The sequence below is a fragment of the Bacteroides sp. HPS0048 genome, from assembly GCF_964240755.1.
Taxonomy (GTDB): domain Bacteria; phylum Bacteroidota; class Bacteroidia; order Bacteroidales; family Bacteroidaceae; genus Bacteroides; species Bacteroides nordii.
Window position 1 is genome coordinate 94,399 of record NZ_CAXSVC010000019.1, and the last position, 20,876, is coordinate 115,274.

General features: G+C 38.4%; 20 protein-coding genes and 2 tRNA genes. 12 read left to right on the forward strand and 10 right to left on the reverse strand.

Annotation, left to right across the window (positions count from 1 at the left end; all coding sequences use genetic code 11):
• The first annotated feature begins 244 nt into the window (after nt 1-244).
• Together ACESQI_RS15320 and ACESQI_RS15325 are read left to right on the forward strand one after the other, a co-directional pair.
• The gene (locus ACESQI_RS15320; RefSeq protein ID WP_044158549.1) at nt 245-2,206 is read left to right on the forward strand and encodes a HAMP domain-containing sensor histidine kinase; all 1,962 of its coding nucleotides are present in this window, start codon (nt 245-247) and stop codon (nt 2,204-2,206) included.
• 24 nt (nt 2,207-2,230) lie between these two features.
• Nucleotides 2,231-3,001, forward strand: a complete 771-nt coding sequence (locus ACESQI_RS15325) for a fimbrillin family protein (RefSeq protein ID WP_002558985.1) — start codon at nt 2,231-2,233, stop codon at nt 2,999-3,001.
• Between the two features lie 89 nt (nt 3,002-3,090).
• Here the strand turns inward: ACESQI_RS15325 and murI are convergent, their stop codons facing one another.
• The 8 genes from murI to ribD all read right to left on the reverse strand — a co-directional run bounded on the left by murI (nt 3,091) and on the right by ribD (nt 11,983).
• On the reverse strand, nt 3,091-3,933 hold the full coding sequence (gene murI / locus ACESQI_RS15330) for a glutamate racemase (protein ID WP_196040103.1): 843 nt from the start codon (nt 3,931-3,933) through the stop codon (nt 3,091-3,093).
• Between the two features lie 136 nt (nt 3,934-4,069).
• Nucleotides 4,070-4,585 (reverse strand): OmpH family outer membrane protein, encoded by a 516-nt coding sequence (locus ACESQI_RS15335; RefSeq protein ID WP_002558987.1) that lies wholly within the window; start codon nt 4,583-4,585, stop codon nt 4,070-4,072.
• Between the two features lie 56 nt (nt 4,586-4,641).
• Nucleotides 4,642-5,157, reverse strand: coding sequence for an OmpH family outer membrane protein (locus ACESQI_RS15340; protein ID WP_007483677.1), 516 nt, complete (start codon nt 5,155-5,157; stop codon nt 4,642-4,644).
• A gap of 26 nt (nt 5,158-5,183) precedes the next feature.
• The gene (locus tag ACESQI_RS15345; protein ID WP_196040105.1) at nt 5,184-7,838 is read right to left on the reverse strand and encodes an outer membrane protein assembly factor; all 2,655 of its coding nucleotides are present in this window, start codon (nt 7,836-7,838) and stop codon (nt 5,184-5,186) included.
• A gap of 25 nt (nt 7,839-7,863) precedes the next feature.
• The gene (locus ACESQI_RS15350) at nt 7,864-8,598 is read right to left on the reverse strand and encodes an isoprenyl transferase (protein ID WP_251235516.1); all 735 of its coding nucleotides are present in this window, start codon (nt 8,596-8,598) and stop codon (nt 7,864-7,866) included.
• Between the two features lie 5 nt (nt 8,599-8,603).
• Entirely contained in the window at nt 8,604-9,308 is a 705-nt protein-coding gene (locus ACESQI_RS15355) for a DUF6089 family protein (protein WP_196040013.1), read from the reverse strand.
• A 65-nt stretch (nt 9,309-9,373) separates the two neighbouring features.
• On the reverse strand, nt 9,374-10,804 hold the full coding sequence (locus ACESQI_RS15360) for a DUF6242 domain-containing protein (RefSeq protein WP_196040012.1): 1,431 nt from the start codon (nt 10,802-10,804) through the stop codon (nt 9,374-9,376).
• Between the two features lie 138 nt (nt 10,805-10,942).
• Nucleotides 10,943-11,983: a bifunctional diaminohydroxyphosphoribosylaminopyrimidine deaminase/5-amino-6-(5-phosphoribosylamino)uracil reductase RibD gene (gene ribD, locus ACESQI_RS15365; protein ID WP_196040011.1), complete on the reverse strand. Its 1,041-nt coding sequence runs from the start codon at nt 11,981-11,983 to the stop codon at nt 10,943-10,945.
• A 54-nt stretch (nt 11,984-12,037) separates the two neighbouring features.
• Here ribD and prmC point away from each other — a divergent pair, with 54 nt between their 5' ends.
• From prmC to ACESQI_RS15415, 10 genes are all read left to right on the forward strand, one after another.
• The gene (gene prmC, locus ACESQI_RS15370; RefSeq protein ID WP_195350457.1) at nt 12,038-12,874 is read left to right on the forward strand and encodes a peptide chain release factor N(5)-glutamine methyltransferase; all 837 of its coding nucleotides are present in this window, start codon (nt 12,038-12,040) and stop codon (nt 12,872-12,874) included.
• Complete coding sequence (locus tag ACESQI_RS15375; protein WP_195350459.1) at nt 12,871-13,350, forward strand: regulatory protein RecX; 480 nt, start codon at nt 12,871-12,873, stop codon at nt 13,348-13,350. Before prmC ends, ACESQI_RS15375 begins: the two co-directional genes overlap by 4 nt.
• Nucleotides 13,351-13,429: 79 nt before the next feature.
• On the forward strand, nt 13,430-14,068 hold the full coding sequence (pyrE, locus tag ACESQI_RS15380) for an orotate phosphoribosyltransferase (protein WP_195350461.1): 639 nt from the start codon (nt 13,430-13,432) through the stop codon (nt 14,066-14,068).
• 96 nt (nt 14,069-14,164) lie between these two features.
• Nucleotides 14,165-14,575, forward strand: coding sequence for an SRPBCC family protein (locus ACESQI_RS15385; protein ID WP_195350463.1), 411 nt, complete (start codon nt 14,165-14,167; stop codon nt 14,573-14,575).
• A gap of 166 nt (nt 14,576-14,741) precedes the next feature.
• Entirely contained in the window at nt 14,742-16,082 is a 1,341-nt protein-coding gene (gene argH, locus ACESQI_RS15390; protein ID WP_373126525.1) for an argininosuccinate lyase, read from the forward strand.
• A gap of 20 nt (nt 16,083-16,102) precedes the next feature.
• On the forward strand, nt 16,103-16,552 hold the full coding sequence (locus ACESQI_RS15395; protein ID WP_007483690.1) for a hypothetical protein: 450 nt from the start codon (nt 16,103-16,105) through the stop codon (nt 16,550-16,552).
• A 522-nt stretch (nt 16,553-17,074) separates the two neighbouring features.
• Nucleotides 17,075-17,147: transfer RNA gene (locus ACESQI_RS15400), tRNA-Gly, on the forward strand.
• Nucleotides 17,148-17,161: 14 nt separating this feature from the next.
• Nucleotides 17,162-17,245 (forward strand) — tRNA-Leu (locus tag ACESQI_RS15405).
• Between the two features lie 128 nt (nt 17,246-17,373).
• Nucleotides 17,374-17,925, forward strand: coding sequence for a LemA family protein (locus tag ACESQI_RS15410; protein ID WP_025868080.1), 552 nt, complete (start codon nt 17,374-17,376; stop codon nt 17,923-17,925).
• A gap of 10 nt (nt 17,926-17,935) precedes the next feature.
• Nucleotides 17,936-18,868, forward strand: coding sequence for a DUF3137 domain-containing protein (locus ACESQI_RS15415; protein WP_373126527.1), 933 nt, complete (start codon nt 17,936-17,938; stop codon nt 18,866-18,868).
• Between the two features lie 180 nt (nt 18,869-19,048).
• On the opposite strand, the gene ACESQI_RS15420 is transcribed toward ACESQI_RS15415, so the two are convergent.
• Nucleotides 19,049-19,906: a thiol-activated cytolysin family protein gene (locus ACESQI_RS15420; protein WP_122201025.1), complete on the reverse strand. Its 858-nt coding sequence runs from the start codon at nt 19,904-19,906 to the stop codon at nt 19,049-19,051.
• Nucleotides 19,907-19,932: 26 nt separating this feature from the next.
• On the reverse strand, nt 19,933-20,568 hold the full coding sequence (locus ACESQI_RS15425) for a hypothetical protein (RefSeq protein ID WP_195350470.1): 636 nt from the start codon (nt 20,566-20,568) through the stop codon (nt 19,933-19,935).
• Nucleotides 20,569-20,876: the final 308 nt, after the last annotated feature.

Here is a 20,876-nt window from a genome sequence, read left to right on the forward strand (position 1 = left end):
GTGAAAAAAATAGCGGCTTTGGATGAATAATGTATCTTTCAGAAGAGATGATGAAATTCAAGAGGAGTGGAAAGAATGTCCGTGAATAGTTCTCATTGATAAAATGGTGATCTGCTTTATTTTGACTTATATATACAAGATAAAGTAGACAATAATTTGAATAAAATAATCAATTTGTAATCTGGACGTTAAAAATAGATGTATATTTGCAATCTACAGCCAGGTCATTAATCAATACATAATCATGAGAACTACAATCTTCCGAAGAATGTTATTTGTTGTTTCTTTTGTTCTTTGCAGTACGGCTTATGCGCAGGAAGAAAAGGAGTTTAATGTAGATAGCACACTATACTCATATTTTCAGTATTGCCAGGAGAATGTTAGCAATTTAAAAGTGCTTCATATGGCTGATACGCTGTATCAGATGTCGGAGGAGAGAGGCGATTTACGGATGCAGGCTGTTGCTTTGGCGCTTAAATTAGACTATTACTATTTTCAAGGAAATAATGTAGACAGTATTATTCATTATACGAATATAGTGAAGGATTTTGCTGAAAAAACAAATCAACTTAAATATTATTATTTTGTTTGGAACAATCGTTTGATATTGCATTATCTCAAAACCGGAAAGACCAATATAGCTCTTTATGAAGCTCAGGAAATGCTAAAGGATGCCCAAATAAAGGATAGTAAGATCGGGTTGCTTTATTGTTATAATAGCTTATACCAAATCTATGAAATAAAGAATCTGAAAAGCCTGGCTTTTGAGTATTGCTTGAAGGGAATCGAACTGACCGAAACTTATCATGTTGATAATTACAACCTTTCACCTTCTTATACTGAAGTTGCAAAATATTATATTGAACAGAATAAATTGCCTCAGGCACTCGAAATGCTGAAAAAAGCTGAGGCTACAGCTAATGCAAGTGTACATATCCTTCTCGGAAAATTAGGTTATATACATTACTATATTGCTATAGCCGATATGGAAAAAGCGAAGAAAATATTACAAGAGGTTGAGAAATTGATTGCAGATGATAAAAAACTGGATATCAATAAGAAGCTTTATTATGAGAATGAATTCTTCTATTATAAGCAGACAAAACAATATCAGAAGGCTTTAGCGTCTGCTGATGCACTGATAAAAGAGGAATTGCGTCTTAATGAACATGCATTGCGTAGCGGACATTATCGTATGAAGGGAGAAATCTATCAGGCTATGGGAAGGAAAGACCTGGCAGCTGATTATTTGTCTAAATATATTCAGTTGGAAGATTCTGCCAGACAGAGTAATGAAGAACACTCCATCAGTGAATTTGCAACTCTGGTTAATATGGAAAAACTGAATTCAGAAAAAAAAGAGTTGATGCTTCAGGCACAGAAGAAAGAGTTGTATAATAAGCAGATTCTCATTATTTCATTGGCGGCTTTATTAATATTTGTGTTTATCTTCCTATATAGAGAAAACAGACTGAATAAACGGTTGTTGCATTCAGAAGAGGAATTGAGAAAAGCGAAGAATGCTGCGGAAGATGCGAGCCAGATGAAAACATTATTTATACAGAGTATGAGCCATGAGATTCGTACACCGTTAAATTCTATTGTAGGGTTTTCTCAGATATTAGGAGATCGCTATCGGGATGATCCGGATACTAAAGTATATGCCTCTATTATTGAGGCAAACAGTCATAATTTACTTCGCTTGGTGACGGATGTTTTAGAATTATCTGATTTGGATAAAACAGGTAGTATGCCGGCAGATGTATTGACTAATATTAATGATTGTTGTAAACAGAGTCTGGAGAGTGTTCGTAGAGATGTACAGGAGGGCGTGAAACTACTTTTTCATTCTGAACATGATCAGTTAATAGTTAAAAGCAACCCTGAACGTATAATGCAGGTTTTAATCAATTTGTTGCATAATGCGGCAAAGTTTACAGTTCAGGGCAACATAACACTGACATATACTGTGATGAAGAAGGAGCAGAATATATGCTTTGCTGTAACTGATACCGGACCTGGTGTTCCTTTGGATAGACAGGAGTGGGTTTTTGACAGATTTACGAAAATTGATAGCTATTCACAAGGTACAGGTTTAGGTCTTTCAATTTGCCGGGGAATTGCGGAAAAACTGAATGGTAGCCTGACTATTGATCCGGAATACAAAGAAGGGTGTCGCTTTGTATTTGTAATACCGTATTCTTAATTTTAATATATAATACCCTGACAAATGAGAACAAAAGTACTTTTTATGAGTTTAGTATTGGGCTGTTTATGGAGTTGTCAACAAGACGAAACGATTGAACAGACAGATGGACGGATTATTAAATTCACCAGTGTTGTTATTGGTGATGAAACCCTATCGCGTGCCAGTGGCAGTACTTCCATTGATGTGATTTCGATGCGTACTGAGTTGGATGATAAATTTACTGTGTTCGATCTCAAAAAGGATACTCGCTCATGGGGGGAATTCAGCAAAAAGAGTGAAGTCTTTTTTTATGCTCATTATCCTCGTCTGCCAGAGTCTGTGGCGGGTAATGAAACGCGTGTGTTGGAAGGAGGAACAAATGACTATTTGTTTGGAAAGGCAAAGGCTGTTGCCGGACAACAACAAGTTTGTCTTCAGTTTAAGCGTGTGATGGCTCCTCTAATTGTAGAGGTATTGGATGGGGATGGGCGTTCTTATCAGGGAGATATTGAGGTTAGTGCTTTAATAAAGAACAAGGGAATACAGAATTTGAAAGATGGTTCTATCGTCATATTGGATGAGAAAAAGTATACTTCATTTAATCGTTTTGATAATGATGGGAAACAAGCTCTCAATCTTTTACCTCAAAGGATTGAGAAGGGGACCCCTTTTCAGGTACGGTTGAGTAATGGTGTGACCTATACTGCCACGGTTGGTGAAGCTGTTCAGTTAAATTCCGGAGAAAGCTATAAGGCTGTAGTCAGAGGTGCCCGGGTTGATATCACTATTTATGATGGCTCAATTCCGCTGTAGATTGTACCGTTAACCAATAAAATAAATAAGCCCTCTCTGTATCATTAAAGGATATGCAGAGAGGGCTTATTATCTGATAGATATTTTTCTTACTCTAATACTACTCGTTTGACAGTTATATCTTCATTCAGAAATGCAGATGCCGACTCGATAAATTTTTCTTCGGCTTCTGTTGTGCAGAAGGTACATTTACCGTTTTGTGTACATTTAGCTGCTATTTCCGGATGGCGATGCAGATAGTCTTTTAAGCTTCCGGCAACATATTCTCCCTGTGACACAATCTTTATCCCGTCAGGCATAAAATGTTTTATTTTGGGTAATAATAGCGGATAGTGTGTACAACCTAATATTACAGTATCAATTTGCTGATCCTTACTTAATAGAGTATCAATATATTTTTGGATGAAGTAGTCGGCTCCGGCACTTTGTGCTTCGTTGTTCTCGACTAACGGAACCCACATCGGGCAGGCTTCTCCACTGATATAGATGTCGGGAAACAACTTATGTATCTCCATTGGATAGGATTCCGATTTGATAGTACCTGCTGTAGCCAATACTCCCACATGGCGGCTATGGGTGATGCTGCCTATACATTCTACTGTTGGTCGGATCACACCAAGCACTCTTCGTTGAGGATCAAGGTGTGGAAGATCATTCATTTGTATCGTTCGCAACGCTTTCGCTGAAGCTGTATTACAAGCTAAAATGACCAAGTGGCATCCCATCTCAAATAATTTATTAACAGCCTGAAGGGTGAATTCATAGACAATCTCAAATGAACGGGTACCATAGGGGGTACGAGCATTGTCGCCCAGATATATATAATCGTATTGCGGCAGAGTTTCTCTTATTTTACTCAGGATAGTCAATCCTCCATAACCTGAATCGAATACACCGATAGGACCAGGTATTTGCGAAAGCTTCTGTTTCATAATGGTAAAAAAAAATACGAGCTACAAGCTACAAGTTACAATTGGCATTCGGTTAATCAGAATAGCCTGTAACTTGCTGCTTGTAGCTCGTTTTTATACTTTAAGTTGTTGCTTACAATATATTATACTTGTTCTTTTACTTAATTCCGAGCTGTGCTTTTACTTTAGCAGTCAGATCGATGCTCTGAGCACCTACGTAAGGAATTGGAGTACGAGCCAGGTCAAAAATATAAATAACACCTTCTGCAGCACCTACAGCTTTGATAGCATCATCCAGTTTTTTGTAGATAGGAGTCATCTTTTCTTGCTGTGCTTTCTGCATACCTTGTTCTGCTTCCTGTTGGAACTGCTGTTGTCTTTCAGCCATATCCTGCAATTCTTTCTGTCTTCTTTCTGCAATATTTTGCGGAAGAGAATCCTTAGCTATCGCCTGTTGGAATTCCTGATATTTCTTGCTGAACTCTTCCTGGGTTCTTTGAATTTCATCAGTATAATTTTTTTCCAAAGCCTGTAACTCTGAAAGAGCTTTTGTATATTCAGGCATAGTAGGAATAATTTCGGTCGAAGTCATATGGCCGAACTTGAGTGTCGATTGTGCGAATACGCCCATTGGGAGTACCAGCATAATTAAAAGTGCAATTTTCTTTAGCATAGTTTTATTATTTATTTGAATGATTACTTTGGGTTATCGCTTGCAAATGTATGAAATTAATTTGAATATCCTAACTTTGCCAGCACTTCATTACTTATATCAATACGTGGAGAAGCAAAAATAATACTTGTTGCTGATGCTCTGTCTACTACAACGGAATAGCTTTTTTGTTCAGCAAGCTCCTTCACTGCATTGTATATTTCGTCTTGAATGGGCTTCATCAAACTTTCTCTCTTTTTAAACAGTTCACCTTCCGGACCGAAATATTTACGTTTTAGTTCGGCTGCTTCCTTTTCTTTAGCTACAATTTCCTCTTCTTTTTTAGTCTTTTGCTCTTCAGAAAGAAAGACTGTTTCCGATTGATAATTCTTATACAGCGTTTGAGCCTCTTGAGCAAGCGTTTCTACTTCGCTTTGCCATTTCTTAGAGGATTGGTTCAACTGCTCGTTAGCGCGTTCATAAGCGGGAATGTTCTTCAAGATATATTCCATATCAATCAGAGCAAACTTTTGTGCACTGGCTGTTAAACTGATAGTAAACAGCATCATGATAAATAGAACAGACTTTTTCATAACGTTTAGTTTTTTAATGAAACAATTTAGAATTCCTGGCCCAGTACAAAGTGGAAATGACTACCACCGGCACTGCTGCTACCGAATACTTTATCGAAACCGTATGCCCAGTCGATACCCATCATACCAATCATTGGAAGGAAGATACGTACACCGACACCGGCAGAACGTTTCAAATCAAATGGGTTGAACTTATTGATATCATTCCATGCATTACCGGCTTCCAAGAAACCTAACACATAAATATTAGTACTTGTTTCCAGCATCAATGGATATCTTAATTCAATGCCCAGACGAGTGTACGCATAACCTTCTCTGCCATAAGGAGTCAAAGAACTGTTTTCGTATCCACGCAATGCAACACTTTCTGTGGCGTAACTTGAATATCCTGTCATACCGTCACCACCTACATCAAACGTTTCAAATGGCGATTTTTTATATTTATTATAGTGACCTAACAAACCGAATTCAATACGGCTCATAAGAACCAGACATTTCGGATGAGCCTGATAGTCCATCAAAGCTGTGTAAGTTTTAGCTTTGAATTTCCACTTGTGGTATTCAACCCAATTATACAGCTTGTTTCTGTTGTCTTGAGTGATACCTCCGGTAGAAGTGTAATACCCTTTATAGTCTCTTCCATCAAACAATGAGTACGGCGGTGTAATTTGTGCCGACAGTGAGAACTCGGAACCTTGACGTGGGAATAATGGGTTATCTATAGAACTACGAGCCAGCGTAAGGTTCAGGCTGATGTTATTACATTTTCCGTTTGTTACCGGGAAATATTGCCAGTCTTTCAATATATAACGTTGGTATGATAATTCTGCAGAGAGAGTGAAGTAATCATCAGGCCATTTCAAGCGTTTACCCCAACCTACAGAAAGTCCCCACATTTGAATTGACTTGTCAGGATCATAATAATTTTCGTAATTATTGTAGCTACCGCTACCATAATTGTACATACCGTAACCACCATAACCACTATACATACTATTGTAGTAGTTGTTATAATAACTGTCATTATAATAGCGGCTACTAATATCTGTTTGTCTTGAATAGAAAGCAGATATTGAGAATGAATTGGGACGTTTGCCTCCAAACCATGGGTCAAAGAATGAAATACTATATGACTGATAATATTTCGCATTCGTCTGTCCGCTGACGGTCAGTGTTTGTCCATCTCCCTGCGGAAGGATACCGCGGTAGTTATCTCCCGGATGTAACAGGTTAGCCAATGAGAAGTTAGTGAACTTCAGGCTCAACTTACCAATAATACCTGTTTGTCCCCAACCGGCAGAGAATTCTACCTGGTCATTTGCTTTGGAAACAAGGTCGTAGGCAATATCAACCGTACCGTTCATTGGATCGGGTTGGATATCCGGATGGATATTTTCTGCATCGAAGTGTCCCATCTGCTGTATTTCACGCATAGAACGCATCAAGTCATCACGACTAAACAATTGCCCGGGGCGTGTGCGAAGTTCACGACGAACTACGTTTTCGTATAGACGGTCATTACCGTTGATCTTAATCTTGTTGATGGTAGCCTGTCTACCTTCATAAATTCTCATTTCGAGGTCGATAGAGTCACCGTCAATATTGATTTCTACCGGATCAAGATTATAGAAAAGGTAACCATTGTTGTAATATAGATTACCAATAGCATCTTCATCAGTAGACAAACGCTCATTTAGTAACTTCTGATTATATACATCCCCTTTTTTCATTCGGAGAAGGTAATTCAACTGTTCTGATGGATAGAGGGTATTTCCCACCCAAGTTACATTGCGAAGGTAATATTTGTCTCCTTCGTCAATTTCCATATACACATTGACAGTCTTATCGTCGTAGGGTGTTACGCTATCAGTAACGATCACTGCGTCACGATAACCTAATTCGTTATATTTATCTATAATCAGTTGCTTGTCTTCTTCATATTTCTCGTTGATGAACTTCTTGGTACGGAATAAATTCAGCAATTTACCCTTCTCATTTGTTTTTTTCATTACACGCTTCAACTTCGAGGTCTTAATTGCTTTGTTACCTACGATTGTTATTTCGTGTACTTTAATCTTTTCTTTCTTATCGATATTTACGTCAACGATCACTTGATTCTCATTGGATATATCGTCTTTCTGAGAAATGATAATCTCTGCATTTTTGAAACCTTTATCATCAAAATAACGTTTGATCAGTGTTTTAGCACGGTCCACTAAGTTTGGAGTAATTTGGCTGCCTTTTACCAATCCCAATCTTGTTTCCAGATCTTGTCGTTCTGATTTTTTTACGCCATGATAGCGTATTTCTGAAATACGGGGACGTTGAGTCAAGCTGATTTTCAACCATACTTTGCCGTCTTCTATTTTTTCAGCTGTGATCTTGACATTCGAAAATAGGCCATGACGCCAATAGCGCTTGATAGCACTTGTAATCTCATCACCTGGTACAGAAATGGATTGACCTACCGATAACCCCGAGAGACCAATAAGTACATAGTCCTCGTAGTTTTTAACACCTTCGACCTTAATGTCGGCTATCTCATATTTTTTTGGTGTTCCTGAATATAAAATAACAGGTTTGGAAGATTCGTCTGTGTTAGCATCTTGTGCCTTGCCTGCCAGTGCAAACCCAAACAGACAGATAAACGTTACGAGTATGAAGGAAATACGATAATGCATTTATGTTATTATTATAAGTTTTGAGTTAACTGATTTGTTCACTGGTTTTGCCGAAGCGACGTTCCCGTTTCTGGTAGTCACTAATAGCCTTTCTCAATTCTTCTTCCCTGAAATCGGGCCAGAAAGTATCACAGAAATAAAGTTCGGAGTAAGCACACTGCCATAACAGATAATTGCTTAACCGTATCTCGCCTCCCGTGCGGATCAGTAAATCCGGATCGGGCATAAAGTTAGTAGTCAAATGTGCTTCAAGGCAATGGTCAGTAATTTCTTCGGGAGTCAATTCTCCTTTTTGAACTTGTATTGCTATTTGTCGTGCAGCTTCTGTTATTTCCCAACGGGATGAATAACTGAGAGCCAGTACCAGAGCCATTCCTGTGTTATGTGAAGTATGTTCTACACAAGCATCCAATCGTATCCGTACATTTTCGGGCAATTTATCGATATCACCTACAATACGGAAACTGATGTTGTTTTTCATAAATGTTTCTTCTTCGATAGAATCGAACAGAAGACTCATTAGTGCCGCTATCTCATCCGAAGGACGATTCCAGTTTTCTGTGGAAAAGGTGTACAAAGTCAGATATTTAATACCCAACCTGGCGGCTTCTTCTGCAATAATATGTACAGTTTCTGCACCGGCCTGGTGTCCAAAGCTACGTTCACGTCCACGTTGCTTGGCCCATCTTCCGTTACCGTCCATGATAATCGCTACATGCTGAGGTATCCGGCTAAAATCTATTTGCTCTTTATAGGACATCTTTTTTAATTGTTGCATTCTTTACATCTGGAGAAAAGGTCGTATGTCACAAAAAAGACGGTATATGAATAACTATCTTTGTTTTTCCATCCCTTTCCTTTTATCCGATATGGATCATTTAACTGCAGCCCTTCTTTGTTCGTAACGTCTAACTTGTCACTCAAACTGAACCGCATCGTAAATTCGCATCCGATATTTATTCGTGGAGCTATTTTATATTTTACTCCTATTCCTACCGGGAAATTTACGGTAAATACTCCTTCCGCAGGTGCCGGAGCAAAGGTAAATCCCATTCCTCCTAATATATAAGGAGTAAATCGGTGTTCACCTCTATAGCCATATCCGGTTCCATATCCCAGAAAGTTATATTCAAATTGTGCCCCTAAATCGAAGATTGTACGTTTAAAACTAGCTTCTCCGTTGTCGGGATACTTATTTTTAAAATTCTTCGTATTGCCGGATATTCTTCCTGCCATTAAGTTTGCCTTTATGGCCATTCGTGGGTTCATTATATATCTTGCCATGAACCCTCCGGCTATTCCTATGTTCTTAAATGGAGTAGTGTAGTTGGCATCACCCATGTAAAAACTACCACCTAAACCTCCTCCCAATTCCATCTTATATTCTTCTTCGTCCTGTGCATACAGGCCGGCAAGCGGTAGTGAGAGTAACAATATACATAGTATCAGCGTTCTTTTAGTAAATGCCATAATCGTCTTATTACTTGGTTATTCCATTAATAGAACGGCTGATTAACTTTAAAATTGTATTTCGCTTATTGCCTTGCAAACCCTAAACGATTCAATTTACCTCTCCATACATCTCCGCTATTTGCTATCGTGCCCGGAGTTCCATCATAACTACGCATTATCCAGATAAAGTTATTTTCGTCTACTACCATTGAGTAGTCTGATTCTTCACCTCTAAAACCATAGTTATGCTCTGTCTGTATGTTATCCTCTTCGTCTTTAATCTCAATGGTTTGATCTATTGGGAACATAAACATATTAGTTACTTCCTTCCATACAATGCCAGCCTCGGACTTATAGAACGTTTTGAAGTCTTTACCAAAGATATAGAAAGCACCTCCGTAATACATTATGGAAGGGTTTTTTAGTAGCGGACAAGGGTATGAAGAATCATCCAGAGCAGCCCATTCCTGTCCTTGCATATATCCCCATGCGACTGTTGCTGTATCATTCTCAGTTTTATTTTCTTCCGGAATATTACCTACTATCATAATATTAGGTACGCCGGTTATATTTTGAAAGCTCGTAACTGAGATGTTATCACGTGGGAAATTTTTTGGAACGACGCCTTCTTCCGTCCAGTTACTTCCATCTGTTGTTGTACAGAACATATCTTTATTGTTCAAAGTCTTGATTCCTGTCAGGCTATTTCCGATTGGAGCAATCAGAACTACAGTGTTATCTCCAAACGCTGGCGCTTCTCTCCAATTTATACCATCATTAGAACTATATACCTTCTTATCAGCAGCTGTTGTTGCATAAAGTGTACTGTTGAAGTTCACGATTGAAGTAAGGTCTGTTGAAGGCAACCCGTTGATTAGACTTGAATTCCACGTTCCATCTGTTCCAAGTTGTCCATTGGATAGGGTTGTGTAGTATACAGAAGAAGAACTTGGTCCGTAAACATAAATCTGCTTATTGAAAATGATGGATTTCTGTTTACCTTTTATCTGAGGTGCAAAATTAGTACCTATTGGGCCTTTACCCCAATTTAGAGAATCCGGTTGTTGCTGATGTACACGTACAGAGAGCGAGTACTCTCTGGTGTGTGCCATATCCGGAGCCCATACTTTAAATTTATAAGGTTTTCCCGGTGTACCATCAGGCAGAACTTTCATTGTTCCCACGAGATTCACCGAGTCTGCTATATTAAATATGGAGTCTTCTGTATTTGCTGAGTTTCTGATAGTAACAAAACCTGCTACTGTCATGGTCTTTATCAGGATTCTATCAATAATCGTATCTGAACCTACCGGCAATGAATCCTGATTATATATTTCTCCGGTAAGCTGATCAATTGTGAATTGATAATTAACTCCCAAAACCTTGTCAAGTTCAAATGCCTGTAGAAGTGCATTCGGGCTATACTCAATAGGATCGTCTTCGCCAAGACAAGAACTCATGGCAAATGACACAAGCAAGAAACTCACAATTACTGATAAAAACTTAATTCTCATTTGAAAGATTGTGTTTATTTACAAGTTGCAAAAATAGGAACATTTTTTCCGATATAGAACATTGTGGGGAAGTTTTATATAAAATTATAGATAATAACAGGCTTTTTATCGATAGAAAACCCTCTGAATAGAGCCAGTTTACATATTTTTGTTCGTATAGTGCTTTATTTTTACTCCAAAATGTTTTTTATCGGAATAACTAATTTTATTTCTTATTTCAGGTGCTTTAACACCCGAATGTAACGTAACTTTGGCTTCTTCTATAAATGCTTCGTCCCATAGGTTATTATCAATAAACGATTGGAGTAATTGTGCGCCTCCTTCTACTAATATTGATTGTAAACCACGATGATAGAGGGCGTTCATTATCTGCGGCAATAATTCTTTTTCATAATCGAGTACGATATATTCTATGTTTTTCTGTTCCTGATGTTTCCGGGATGTAAAAACGAGTGTCGGAACACTCCCATTAAAAAGGTGCAGGTCAGAGGGAAGTGATAGATTTCTGTCCAATACTACCCGTACCGGATTCTTGCCGTACCAGTTGCGTACTGTTAATGAAGGATTGTCAAGCCGTGCCGTATGTGTACCTACCATGATAGCATCCGATTCACTTCTTTTTTTATGTACTAACAAAGCAGTGTGTGGAGTTGAAAGTATTACCGGTTGTCCGTCTGTGCGGTTTATATCCATAAATCCATCTGCTGATTCAGCCCATTTGAGGGTGATGTAAGGGCGATGGAGTGTATTGAAGACAATAAACTTACGTATTAGATGACGACATTCATTTTCGAGTATTCCTACTGTTACTTCCCTTCCGGCATTACGTAATTTTTGTATTCCTTGTCCGGCTACTTTTGAAAAAGGGTCCTGGCAGCCAATGACGATACGTGGTATCTGTTTCTCTATAATAAGATCGGCACATGGAGGTGTTTTTCCATAGTGGGAGCATGGTTCCAGGCTAACATAAATAGTAGAACGTTTTAACAAAGACTCGTCTTTTACCGAATGAATTGCATTTACCTCGGCGTGTGCCTGTCCGCAGCGAATGTGATACCCCTCGCCTATAATTTGCCCGTCACATACAATTACAGCTCCTACCATCGGATTGGGAGAGACATTGCATAAACCATTTTGTGCCAGTTCAATACAGCGCCGCATGTATTTTTCTTCTTCCATTTTTCAGCCTTTTACTATAATATTTGTACTTTTGCATCCCAAAAACAGATAGACATGGACCGGGTTTCTACTTATATCCGTCAGGTATTACAAGATATTTATCCTCCTCAGGAACTGAAAAGCCTGACGATGATGATTTGGTGTGATCTGTTGGGTATGGATGCACTCGACATTTATCTGGGCAAAGATATTAATTTATCCGAAAGCAAACGGTACGAACTGGAAAACATTCTACAACGTTTACGAAAAAATGAGCCGATACAATATATACGGAAAATGGCAAGTTTTCTGGGACGTTCTTTCTACGTAGCACCGGGAGTACTTATTCCCCGTCCGGAGACAGAAGAATTAGTGGAGCTTATTGCTAAGGAAAATTTGAATGATGCTCCCCGAATATTGGATATTGGTACGGGAAGTGGATGTATTGCTATTTCCTTGTTTCTTGCCATTCCGCAAGCTCAAGTGACAGCCTGGGATATTTCGGAAGAAGCGCTTGTTGTAGCCCGGCGGAATAGTGAAGTCTTGGGGGCGGCCGTTTTTTTTGAGCAAAAGGACGTATTGGCAGAGATAGATTCTGAACAACGTTTTGATATTATTGTTAGTAATCCTCCCTATGTGACCGAATCTGAAAAGGCAGACATGGAACCTAATGTACTTGATTGGGAACCGGAGCTTGCCCTTTTTGTACCCGATAATGATCCATTACGTTTTTATCGCCGGATTGCTGTGTTGGGAAGAAAATTATTGAACCCCGGAGGAAAACTTTACTTTGAAATAAACCGTGCATACGGTTGCGAAATCGTCTGTATGCTTACTGATTTAGGGTATTGTCATCCTTGTATTATAAAAGATATATCAGGAAACGATAGAATTGTAACTACGCATAAATGAATACAATGACCGAAGAAGAGGCGCTAAACCGTGTAGCTGCCTATTGCTCTGCCGCAGAACATTGCCGGGCAGAAGTGAGTGATAAATTACAAAAGTGGGGTATTGCCTACGATGCCATAGAGCGCATACTTGCCCGTCTCGAAGCTGAAAAATACATTGATGATGAGCGTTATTGCCGTGCTTTTATTGGTGATAAATTTCGCTTTGCCAAATGGGGAAAGATGAAAATAGGACAGGGCTTATATATGAAAAAAATACCGTCCGATGTGGCTTGGCGTCATTTGAATGAGATTGATCAGGAAGAGTATCTTGCAGTGTTGCGTGATTTACTTACTTCCAAACGGAAGAGTGTTCGCGGGAAAGATGAATACGAATTAAATGGAAAACTAATTCGCTTTGCTATGAGTCGTGGCTTTGAAATGAAAGATATCAAGTGTTGCATAGAGGTGTCGGACGAAGAAGCGCAGGACGATTAAAAAAATAACCGGAATCTTCTTTCTTGTTTCGTTCTATTTCTGTATTTTTGCACTCTATAATTATCAAGTTAGTTTAGTTATGAAAAACTTAGAGAGATTATTTGCTGAGAAGTTACTGAAGATTAAAGCGATTAAGCTTCAACCAGCCAATCCTTTTACATGGGCTTCCGGATGGAAATCACCGTTTTACTGTGATAACCGTAAAACTCTTTCCTATCCGTCTCTTCGTAATTTTGTGAAGATTGAAACCACTCGTCTGATATTAGAACGATTCGGGCAGGTAGATGCCATTGCTGGTGTTGCTACAGGAGCGATCCCTCAGGGAGCGTTGGTGGCTGATGCATTGAATCTTCCGTTCGTGTATGTTCGTTCTACCCCGAAAGATCATGGATTAGAAAACTTAATTGAAGGAGAACTTCGTCCCGGAATGAAGGTTGTCGTTGTAGAAGATTTGATTTCCACCGGTGGTAGTAGTTTGAAGGCAGTAGAAGCAATTCGTCGGGATGGTTGTGAAGTAATAGGTATGGTTGCTGCTTATACGTATGGTTTCCCTGTCGCAGAGAAAGCGTTCAAGGATGCAAAAGTGCCTTTGGTGACTTTGACAAACTACGAAGCTGTACTTGAAGTTGCACTTCAAACCGGTTATATTGAGGATACGGATATTGCGACTTTGAACGAATGGCGTAAAGACCCTGCACATTGGGACGCTGGAAAGTAACAAAGATATTTAATTATAGATGGATTTAAAGGAGAGCCATTCGGACAGATTTTGTTCGGATAGTTCTTTTTTTGTCTTTATAAGAATGAAAATAAGATGACTAAATTTGAAAGTACCGTAAAAGTGATACCTTACAGTCAGGAGCGGGTTTATGAGAAATTGTCCGATCTTAGCAATCTGGAGGCTCTGAAAGATCGTTTGCCGGAAGATAAGGTAAAGGATATAAGTTTTGATTCTGATACCTTGAGTTTCAGTGTGGCCCCTGTTGGGCAGTTGACATTGAAGATTGTGGAACGTGAACCAAATAAGTGTATTAAGTTTGAGACTACTAACTCTCCACTACCTTTCAATCTATGGATTCAGCTTGTTGCAACAGCTGATGAAGAGTGCAAGTTGAAGGTTACTATCGGTATGGAATTGAATCCTTTTATGAAAGCTATGGTGCAGAAACCGCTTCAGGAGGGGTTGGAGAAAATGGTGGATATGTTGGCAATGATTCAATATTAATGGGGTAGTAATAAAAGGTTAAGTAGTAAGTAGTCAAGTAGTTAAGTAGAAATTTTTTATTTGCTTTTTTCTCCTTTTGCTTTGATTATTAAAAGTATCTGCATTACTTACTGCTTGACTACTTACTGATTGACTACTAATTACTTACTACTAACTACTAAATAGTATGGCACAGAAACTTTGGGAGAAATCCGTTCAGGTAAATAAAGAGATAGAACGTTTCACGGTTGGGCGTGATCGTGAGATGGACCTTTATCTTGCTAAGCATGATGTGATGGGGTCCATGGCTCATATCACTATGCTCGAAAGCATCGGCTTGTTGACAAAAGAGGAGCTGACTCAGTTGTTGGCAGAACTGAAAAATATCTATGCGGAAGCGGAACGGGGGGAGTTCGTAATAGAAGATGGAGTAGAAGACGTGCACTCGCAGGTAGAACTGATGTTGACCCGGCGTTTGGGTGATGTTGGTAAGAAAATACACAGCGGCCGCTCTCGCAATGATCAGGTACTTCTTGATTTAAAACTGTTTACCCGTACACAATTGAAGGAAGTGGCCGAAGCAGTGCAACAGCTGTTTGATGTACTTATTCTTCAGAGTGAAAGATATAAAGAGGTGTTGATGCCTGGCTATACCCATTTGCAGATTGCTATGCCTTCTTCTTTTGGACTTTGGTTTGGTGCTTATGCTGAAAGTCTGGTAGATGATATGCTTTTTCTACAGGCAGCTTTTAAGATGTGTAACCGCAATCCATTAGGTTCAGCTGCAGGGTATGGTTCTTCTTTTCCGTTGGATCGTACCATGACTACTCGTTTGTTGGGTTTTGATTCTCTTAATTATAATGTGGTATATGCCCAGATGGGACGTGGTAAGCTGGAACGTAATGTTGCCTTTGCACTTGCTACTATTGCAGGTACTATTTCTAAACTTGCCTTTGATGCTTGTATGTTCAATAGTCAGAACTTTGGTTTTGTGAAGTTGCCGGACGATTGTACCACAGGTTCCAGTATCATGCCACATAAGAAAAATCCGGATGTTTTTGAGCTGACTCGTGCCAAGTGTAACAAACTTCAGTCACTTCCACAACAAATCATGATGATAGCTAATAACCTTCCTTCAGGATATTTTCGTGATCTTCAGATTATTAAGGAGGTCTTTTTGCCTGCTTTCCAGGAACTGAAAGACTGCTTGCAGATGACTACTTATATTATGAATGAAATCAAGGTGAATGAACATATTCTTGATGATGATAAATATCTGTTTATTTTTAGTGTAGAAGAGGTGAATCGTTTGGCTCGTGAGGGAATGCCTTTCCGGGATGCTTATAAAAAGGTGGGACTTGATATTGAAGCTGGAAATTTCTCACATAGCAAACAGGTACATCATACGCATGAAGGAAGTATTGGTAATCTGTGCAATGCGGAAATCTCTGCTTTGATGCAGAAGGTGGTAGAAGAGTTTAATTTCCGCGGAATGGAAGAGGCGGAGAAAGCTTTACTTGCCCGTTAATTAAAGAAAGGAGAATATAGATGCGTAAATTATTTCTTGTTATATTGCTATTTATAGGTGTCGTTGCTTGTGACGACTCCTATAAATCAACTATTCCGGATGTTTCGTTCTATTTCTCGTGTGATCTGGTACAGGGTGAATATTCTAAATTGACTATCCCCGGGCAATTTATAAAGAAAGCCAAAAATGTAAACGGTATTCCTGTGGGATATGCAGGTCTGATAATTGGGCAATCTATCTATTCTCAGGGATATGATTATACTGCCTTTGATGCAGCCTGTCCGGTGGAGGCCAGCCGTAATGTTTCAATAGATGTACAGGATGATGGATTGGGCACTGCTATCTGTCCCAAATGCAGAACAAAGTATAATCTGAGTAGTGGTGGAGCTCCGGTAGAAGGAGAGGGAAAAGAGTATCTGAAACGATACAATGTGATTGTGAGCGGTACTACATTGCAAGTTCGTAATTAAATAACGGATATTTCTTTTTCTCCTGGAAAAGTCCTGTTCTGTTATATAAAAGTATGACTGCTTTTGGGGTAATGAATTGATTGTACTTTCTTTAATACTGATTAGGTATACATTATTTATATATTAATCTCCTTTTATATCAGATTCATCCTAAAAACAGGTAATTTGTTAAGGATGTTAATCCTAATTTTAACACTCCGGTTTTGCTTTACAGGATTGTACATTTTAGCATATCAAGATTGTACACTTTGGTATGACTGAAGTGTACAATTAACATATGCCAAAGTGTACACTTTGGATAGGCTTAAAACAAGAAGACGATATTCGCTGTCAATCAATCGATTACACGCGAACGGACTTTTAATTCGATGCTTCTCTTTTCTTTTAAAAGATTTCTATAATTACTTTTTTGATAACTACGTATCCTCCGGATAAACTTTGTATCTTTCATTTATAAACTTTCCCTTAAAAATATTTGGCAGAAACAAGGAAACTCTGTATCTTTGCACTCGTTGAAAAAACGCGGAAATAGCTCAGTTGGTAGAGCATAACCTTGCCAAGGTTAGGGTCGCGAGTTCGAGTCTCGTTTTCCGCTCTCTTTGAAAGGATGCTCGAATGGTGGAATGGTAGACACGAAGGACTTAAAATCCTTTGGCCATTGCGGCTGTGCGGGTTCAAGTCCCGCTTCGAGTACGAGTGTTCTTTGTGAAAAAGCTCTGTAAGAAATTTACAGAGCTTTTTTTGTTTTACTATTGGGAATTCAATCTATTTCACGGCAATTGAGTTTAATTCCGGCAAAAGGATGCCGTTACTATTAGTTTATGGTCATAGTGATTATTCTTGTACTTCTGATTATTTTTGTTGGAGTTGTTTATAACTCCCTTGTGAGGAAAAAGAACCAAACAGAAAATGCTTTTGCTACGATTGACGTTATGCTGAAGAAGCGATATGATCTTATTCCTAATTTGGTGGCGACGGTTCGGCAGTATGCTAAATATGAGGAGGGAGTATTTACAAAACTGACTGAAATAAGGAGTAAATCTTATGTTACTCTTTCAAATAGTGAAAAAGCAAATCTGGACGATATCTTCACTCATGCCCATACCGGTTTATTGGCAATAGCCGAGAGTTATCCGGAACTAAAGGCTTCCGATAATTTTATGCAATTACAGCGTTCTATTAATGAAACTGAAGAGCAATTGGCTGCTGCAAGGCGTACATATAATGCCTGTGTCACTGATTATAATAATGCAGTGCAGACCTTTCCATCTAACTTATTGGCTGGTATCTTTGGGTTTAACCGTAAAGGGGTATGGGCTATTCAGGAATCGGAACGTATTACTCCTGATGTAAAAGAATTACTTAATTCATAAAGGGCTTACTATGGGACAGTCACGCTTTGAATCATTGTCGCAGGAATTACCTTCTGTTTTGCAGTCTTTGGAAGATAAACGCCGGGAACTTAAATCTCAAGGTCATAAAGCGGGATTATGGGGCGGTATTCTCTTTTTTATTGCCGGGGGGATATTATTAGTTCTATTCGGCTATCCGGTAATACTTTTATTATTTGTTGGAGTTGTCTCTGCTCTCATCTATTATGCTTGTGTAAATAGTAAATCGAAGGATTTTTCTTTGCACTACAAAAACGAAGTGATTGCCAGGGTGATTGGTGCATTTTGTGATAACGCCACATATTCTCCCAATGAGGGGATTAATGAAGAGGTGTTTTCTAATTGTGGACTATTCCCTTGTGCTCCGGATCGCTATCACACCGAAGATTTGATTCATGGGTATCTTGATAAGACCGAGTTTCTTTGTGCAGAGGTACATGCCGAAGAAAGAAGGACGCAGGTGGGAGCTAAAGGGCAGACGCGGCAATACTATGTGAATATTTTCAGAGGGTTTCTGTTTATGGCCGATTTTCATAAAGACTTTAAAGGAAAGACTACGATTCTTCGGGATCGTTTTTTTAAATTAAGGTTTGGGGAGTCAAGAGTTAAGATGGAAAATCCCGATTTTGAGAATACATTTGATGTTTACTCTACCGATCAGGTTGAAGCCCGGTATCTTATTACCCCTTCCATGATGGAGCGTTTGCTGGAACTGGATCGTAAGTTTGGGCAAGGAGTTACCATTAGTTTCCGGGACTCCACCATTCTGATTGCTATCCCGGATTCTAAGAATCATTTTGAGGCAAGTATATGGTCTCCTATTACTGATGTACAATCTCTCAGTCCTGAAATAGAGACAATTAGTGCACTAATCTCAATTGTTGATGATCTCAATCTGAATACTCGTATTTGGAGTAAGGAATAGAAGGCTATTTAAAAAAGAGTTCCATCTCTCTGAATCTATTATTGTAACCTTTCTATAACAGTTGAAACGCAGATTAACTCAAATTTTCACAGATCAGATAACTTTGTCATTGATTCTTTGCGATAATCCGTGTTTATCTGCGTTTCGATCAAAAGATGGTTGCGGACTAATTCAGAAACATTATTTTGTGAATTTATTGACAAATACCGAATTATCTTTTAGATAAGCGGCTGAGAAAGTGATGGGCATACCAAAATCTTCCGGTGTCGCTTTCTTGTTCAGGTAGTTTATCAGATTTTTTAATGGATTATCCGGATCGGTTTCCTCCATGTTATCATTGCCTATAGTCATACATCTTACAGTGGCATTTGCAATGACAGCCATACTTTCGTCAAGTATACTTGCTTCATTGTTTTCTGTCTTACTGATAATATCTTTAATCGCTGTTTTTACTGTTTGAGAATCAAAATCCGATTCGATGATTGCGACTGCTTTGCGGCCAAACTGAATAGAGCTGACATAAATAAGTTTGTCTTTTTGTTCAAGTACAGTAGGGTCGTCACTTAACGATTCAGGCAAGTCCATGTCTACAGAAAAGAAACTTTGACTGATGCTTAATACAACAATTGTCTTTTTCTGCTTCTGGCGTGAAGTGCCGAAGAAAAGGGACGGATTGATTTTCTGTCCGAAATAGATGGCTAATTCTTCATAAGATTTTATTTCGTCAATTGAACTGCTGAATTGATAGTTTGGTTTCAGGATATTGTTTTGTTGCAATCCTTCCCGGATTGCTTTCATCATATTGTCATAACCCGGTGTTATTTCCTGACTTTTCATTGGAAGGCTATAACTGATTGTAATAGGATTGAGAGGAACATCCAGAAATTGATGCGTATCACTGTTGATACTACCGGGCTCTAATATGGCGCCTATAAATGTTTTGTTGGGAACCTTTACAGTAAACTTACTCGCTTCTTGTGCATAACCGGTTTGAATCACTAAAAGAAGTAATATGATATATTTTATTTTTGTCTTCATCTTTCGTTGCTTTTATGGATTTATATTTATTCAAAAACAATTTGCTGCTTCAACCAGATAACAGATGATAGTCCGTCTTTACCTACATATTCCATTAGGTCGGAAAAAGATTTTAGTGAATACTCCTGTCCCGCAGTATGCAGAATCCGTTGGATGTTTACTCTTTCCTGAATATAAAAGCCTATGTTAAGTGTAAAACTGTTTTTATCTTCTCTTGTTCCGCAATACTCCCATACGTCCGATAGGTCATTATAAAGAAATACTTCATTATTATGGGATTTCATTTTATATTTTTCGGTGATTCCGTAGTTTTTGATGATAAAGATAGAATCATCTTTTAATTGCAATTCGGTTGGACTGGTGAGTGATAGGCGTTTTCCAAAATACTTATTTGATTCTTCAACAGGGAGATTCTGTACTTCCTGTCCTGCTTTCATTTGTTTTAGCTCTAATATCTCTTGTGATTTGTATTTTAAAGTATATAATTCCCCGTTAGGAGCTGGTGGTTCGGGCTGCGGATCATCATTAGTGCAAGATGCAAAAGCAAATACTCCTATTAGTAAGGTGAAATGGAGCATTTTATTCTTTATCAACTTAAAAGGATTCTGGACTATACTTATACTTACAGTGTAAGAAGCATTCTTTTTCAGGAGCTTTTTCATTATATTATGTATTGTTTATGTGATAGTTAAGATTGTCTATATTTAGTGATACTCTTTTTTGCAGAGCATAGTAATTCATCTTGCAAATATAATGATAATGGACAATTCCTGTTTCGGTATTGTTCATATTTATATTTTATTATGCTTTCAGGTTGTGTACTATTTGTGAGAGAACAGGGTAGAAGATAACTTTTTTATATCAATTATGGGATAAAGAGTATACGTTGAATATATGATATTTTAGTTTATAAAAGTACGTATTTAAGAGTGTGTTAAGTACGTATTCTTTAGGTATAAGAGTACGTACT

What these genes read in the sequence shown, in the direction of transcription:
- ACESQI_RS15320 (WP_044158549.1), top strand. Translation starts at nt 245, where the DNA reads ATGAGAACTACAATCTTCCGAAGAATGTTATTTGTTGTTTCTTTTGTT.
- ACESQI_RS15325 (WP_002558985.1), top strand. Translation starts at nt 2,231, where the DNA reads ATGAGAACAAAAGTACTTTTTATGAGTTTAGTATTGGGCTGTTTATGG.
- murI (WP_196040103.1), bottom strand. Translation starts at nt 3,933, where the DNA reads ATGAAACAGAAGCTTTCGCAAATACCTGGTCCTATCGGTGTATTCGAT.
- ACESQI_RS15335 (WP_002558987.1), bottom strand. Translation starts at nt 4,585, where the DNA reads ATGCTAAAGAAAATTGCACTTTTAATTATGCTGGTACTCCCAATGGGC.
- ACESQI_RS15340 (WP_007483677.1), bottom strand. Translation starts at nt 5,157, where the DNA reads ATGAAAAAGTCTGTTCTATTTATCATGATGCTGTTTACTATCAGTTTA.
- ACESQI_RS15345 (WP_196040105.1), bottom strand. Translation starts at nt 7,838, where the DNA reads ATGCATTATCGTATTTCCTTCATACTCGTAACGTTTATCTGTCTGTTT.
- ACESQI_RS15350 (WP_251235516.1), bottom strand. Translation starts at nt 8,598, where the DNA reads ATGTCCTATAAAGAGCAAATAGATTTTAGCCGGATACCTCAGCATGTA.
- ACESQI_RS15355 (WP_196040013.1), bottom strand. Translation starts at nt 9,308, where the DNA reads ATGGCATTTACTAAAAGAACGCTGATACTATGTATATTGTTACTCTCA.
- ACESQI_RS15360 (WP_196040012.1), bottom strand. Translation starts at nt 10,804, where the DNA reads ATGAGAATTAAGTTTTTATCAGTAATTGTGAGTTTCTTGCTTGTGTCA.
- ribD (WP_196040011.1), bottom strand. Translation starts at nt 11,983, where the DNA reads ATGGAAGAAGAAAAATACATGCGGCGCTGTATTGAACTGGCACAAAAT.
- prmC (WP_195350457.1), top strand. Translation starts at nt 12,038, where the DNA reads ATGGACCGGGTTTCTACTTATATCCGTCAGGTATTACAAGATATTTAT.
- ACESQI_RS15375 (WP_195350459.1), top strand. Translation starts at nt 12,871, where the DNA reads ATGAATACAATGACCGAAGAAGAGGCGCTAAACCGTGTAGCTGCCTAT.
- pyrE (WP_195350461.1), top strand. Translation starts at nt 13,430, where the DNA reads ATGAAAAACTTAGAGAGATTATTTGCTGAGAAGTTACTGAAGATTAAA.
- ACESQI_RS15385 (WP_195350463.1), top strand. Translation starts at nt 14,165, where the DNA reads ATGACTAAATTTGAAAGTACCGTAAAAGTGATACCTTACAGTCAGGAG.
- argH (WP_373126525.1), top strand. Translation starts at nt 14,742, where the DNA reads ATGGCACAGAAACTTTGGGAGAAATCCGTTCAGGTAAATAAAGAGATA.
- ACESQI_RS15395 (WP_007483690.1), top strand. Translation starts at nt 16,103, where the DNA reads ATGCGTAAATTATTTCTTGTTATATTGCTATTTATAGGTGTCGTTGCT.
- ACESQI_RS15410 (WP_025868080.1), top strand. Translation starts at nt 17,374, where the DNA reads ATGGTCATAGTGATTATTCTTGTACTTCTGATTATTTTTGTTGGAGTT.
- ACESQI_RS15415 (WP_373126527.1), top strand. Translation starts at nt 17,936, where the DNA reads ATGGGACAGTCACGCTTTGAATCATTGTCGCAGGAATTACCTTCTGTT.
- ACESQI_RS15420 (WP_122201025.1), bottom strand. Translation starts at nt 19,906, where the DNA reads ATGAAGACAAAAATAAAATATATCATATTACTTCTTTTAGTGATTCAA.
- ACESQI_RS15425 (WP_195350470.1), bottom strand. Translation starts at nt 20,568, where the DNA reads ATGAAAAAGCTCCTGAAAAAGAATGCTTCTTACACTGTAAGTATAAGT.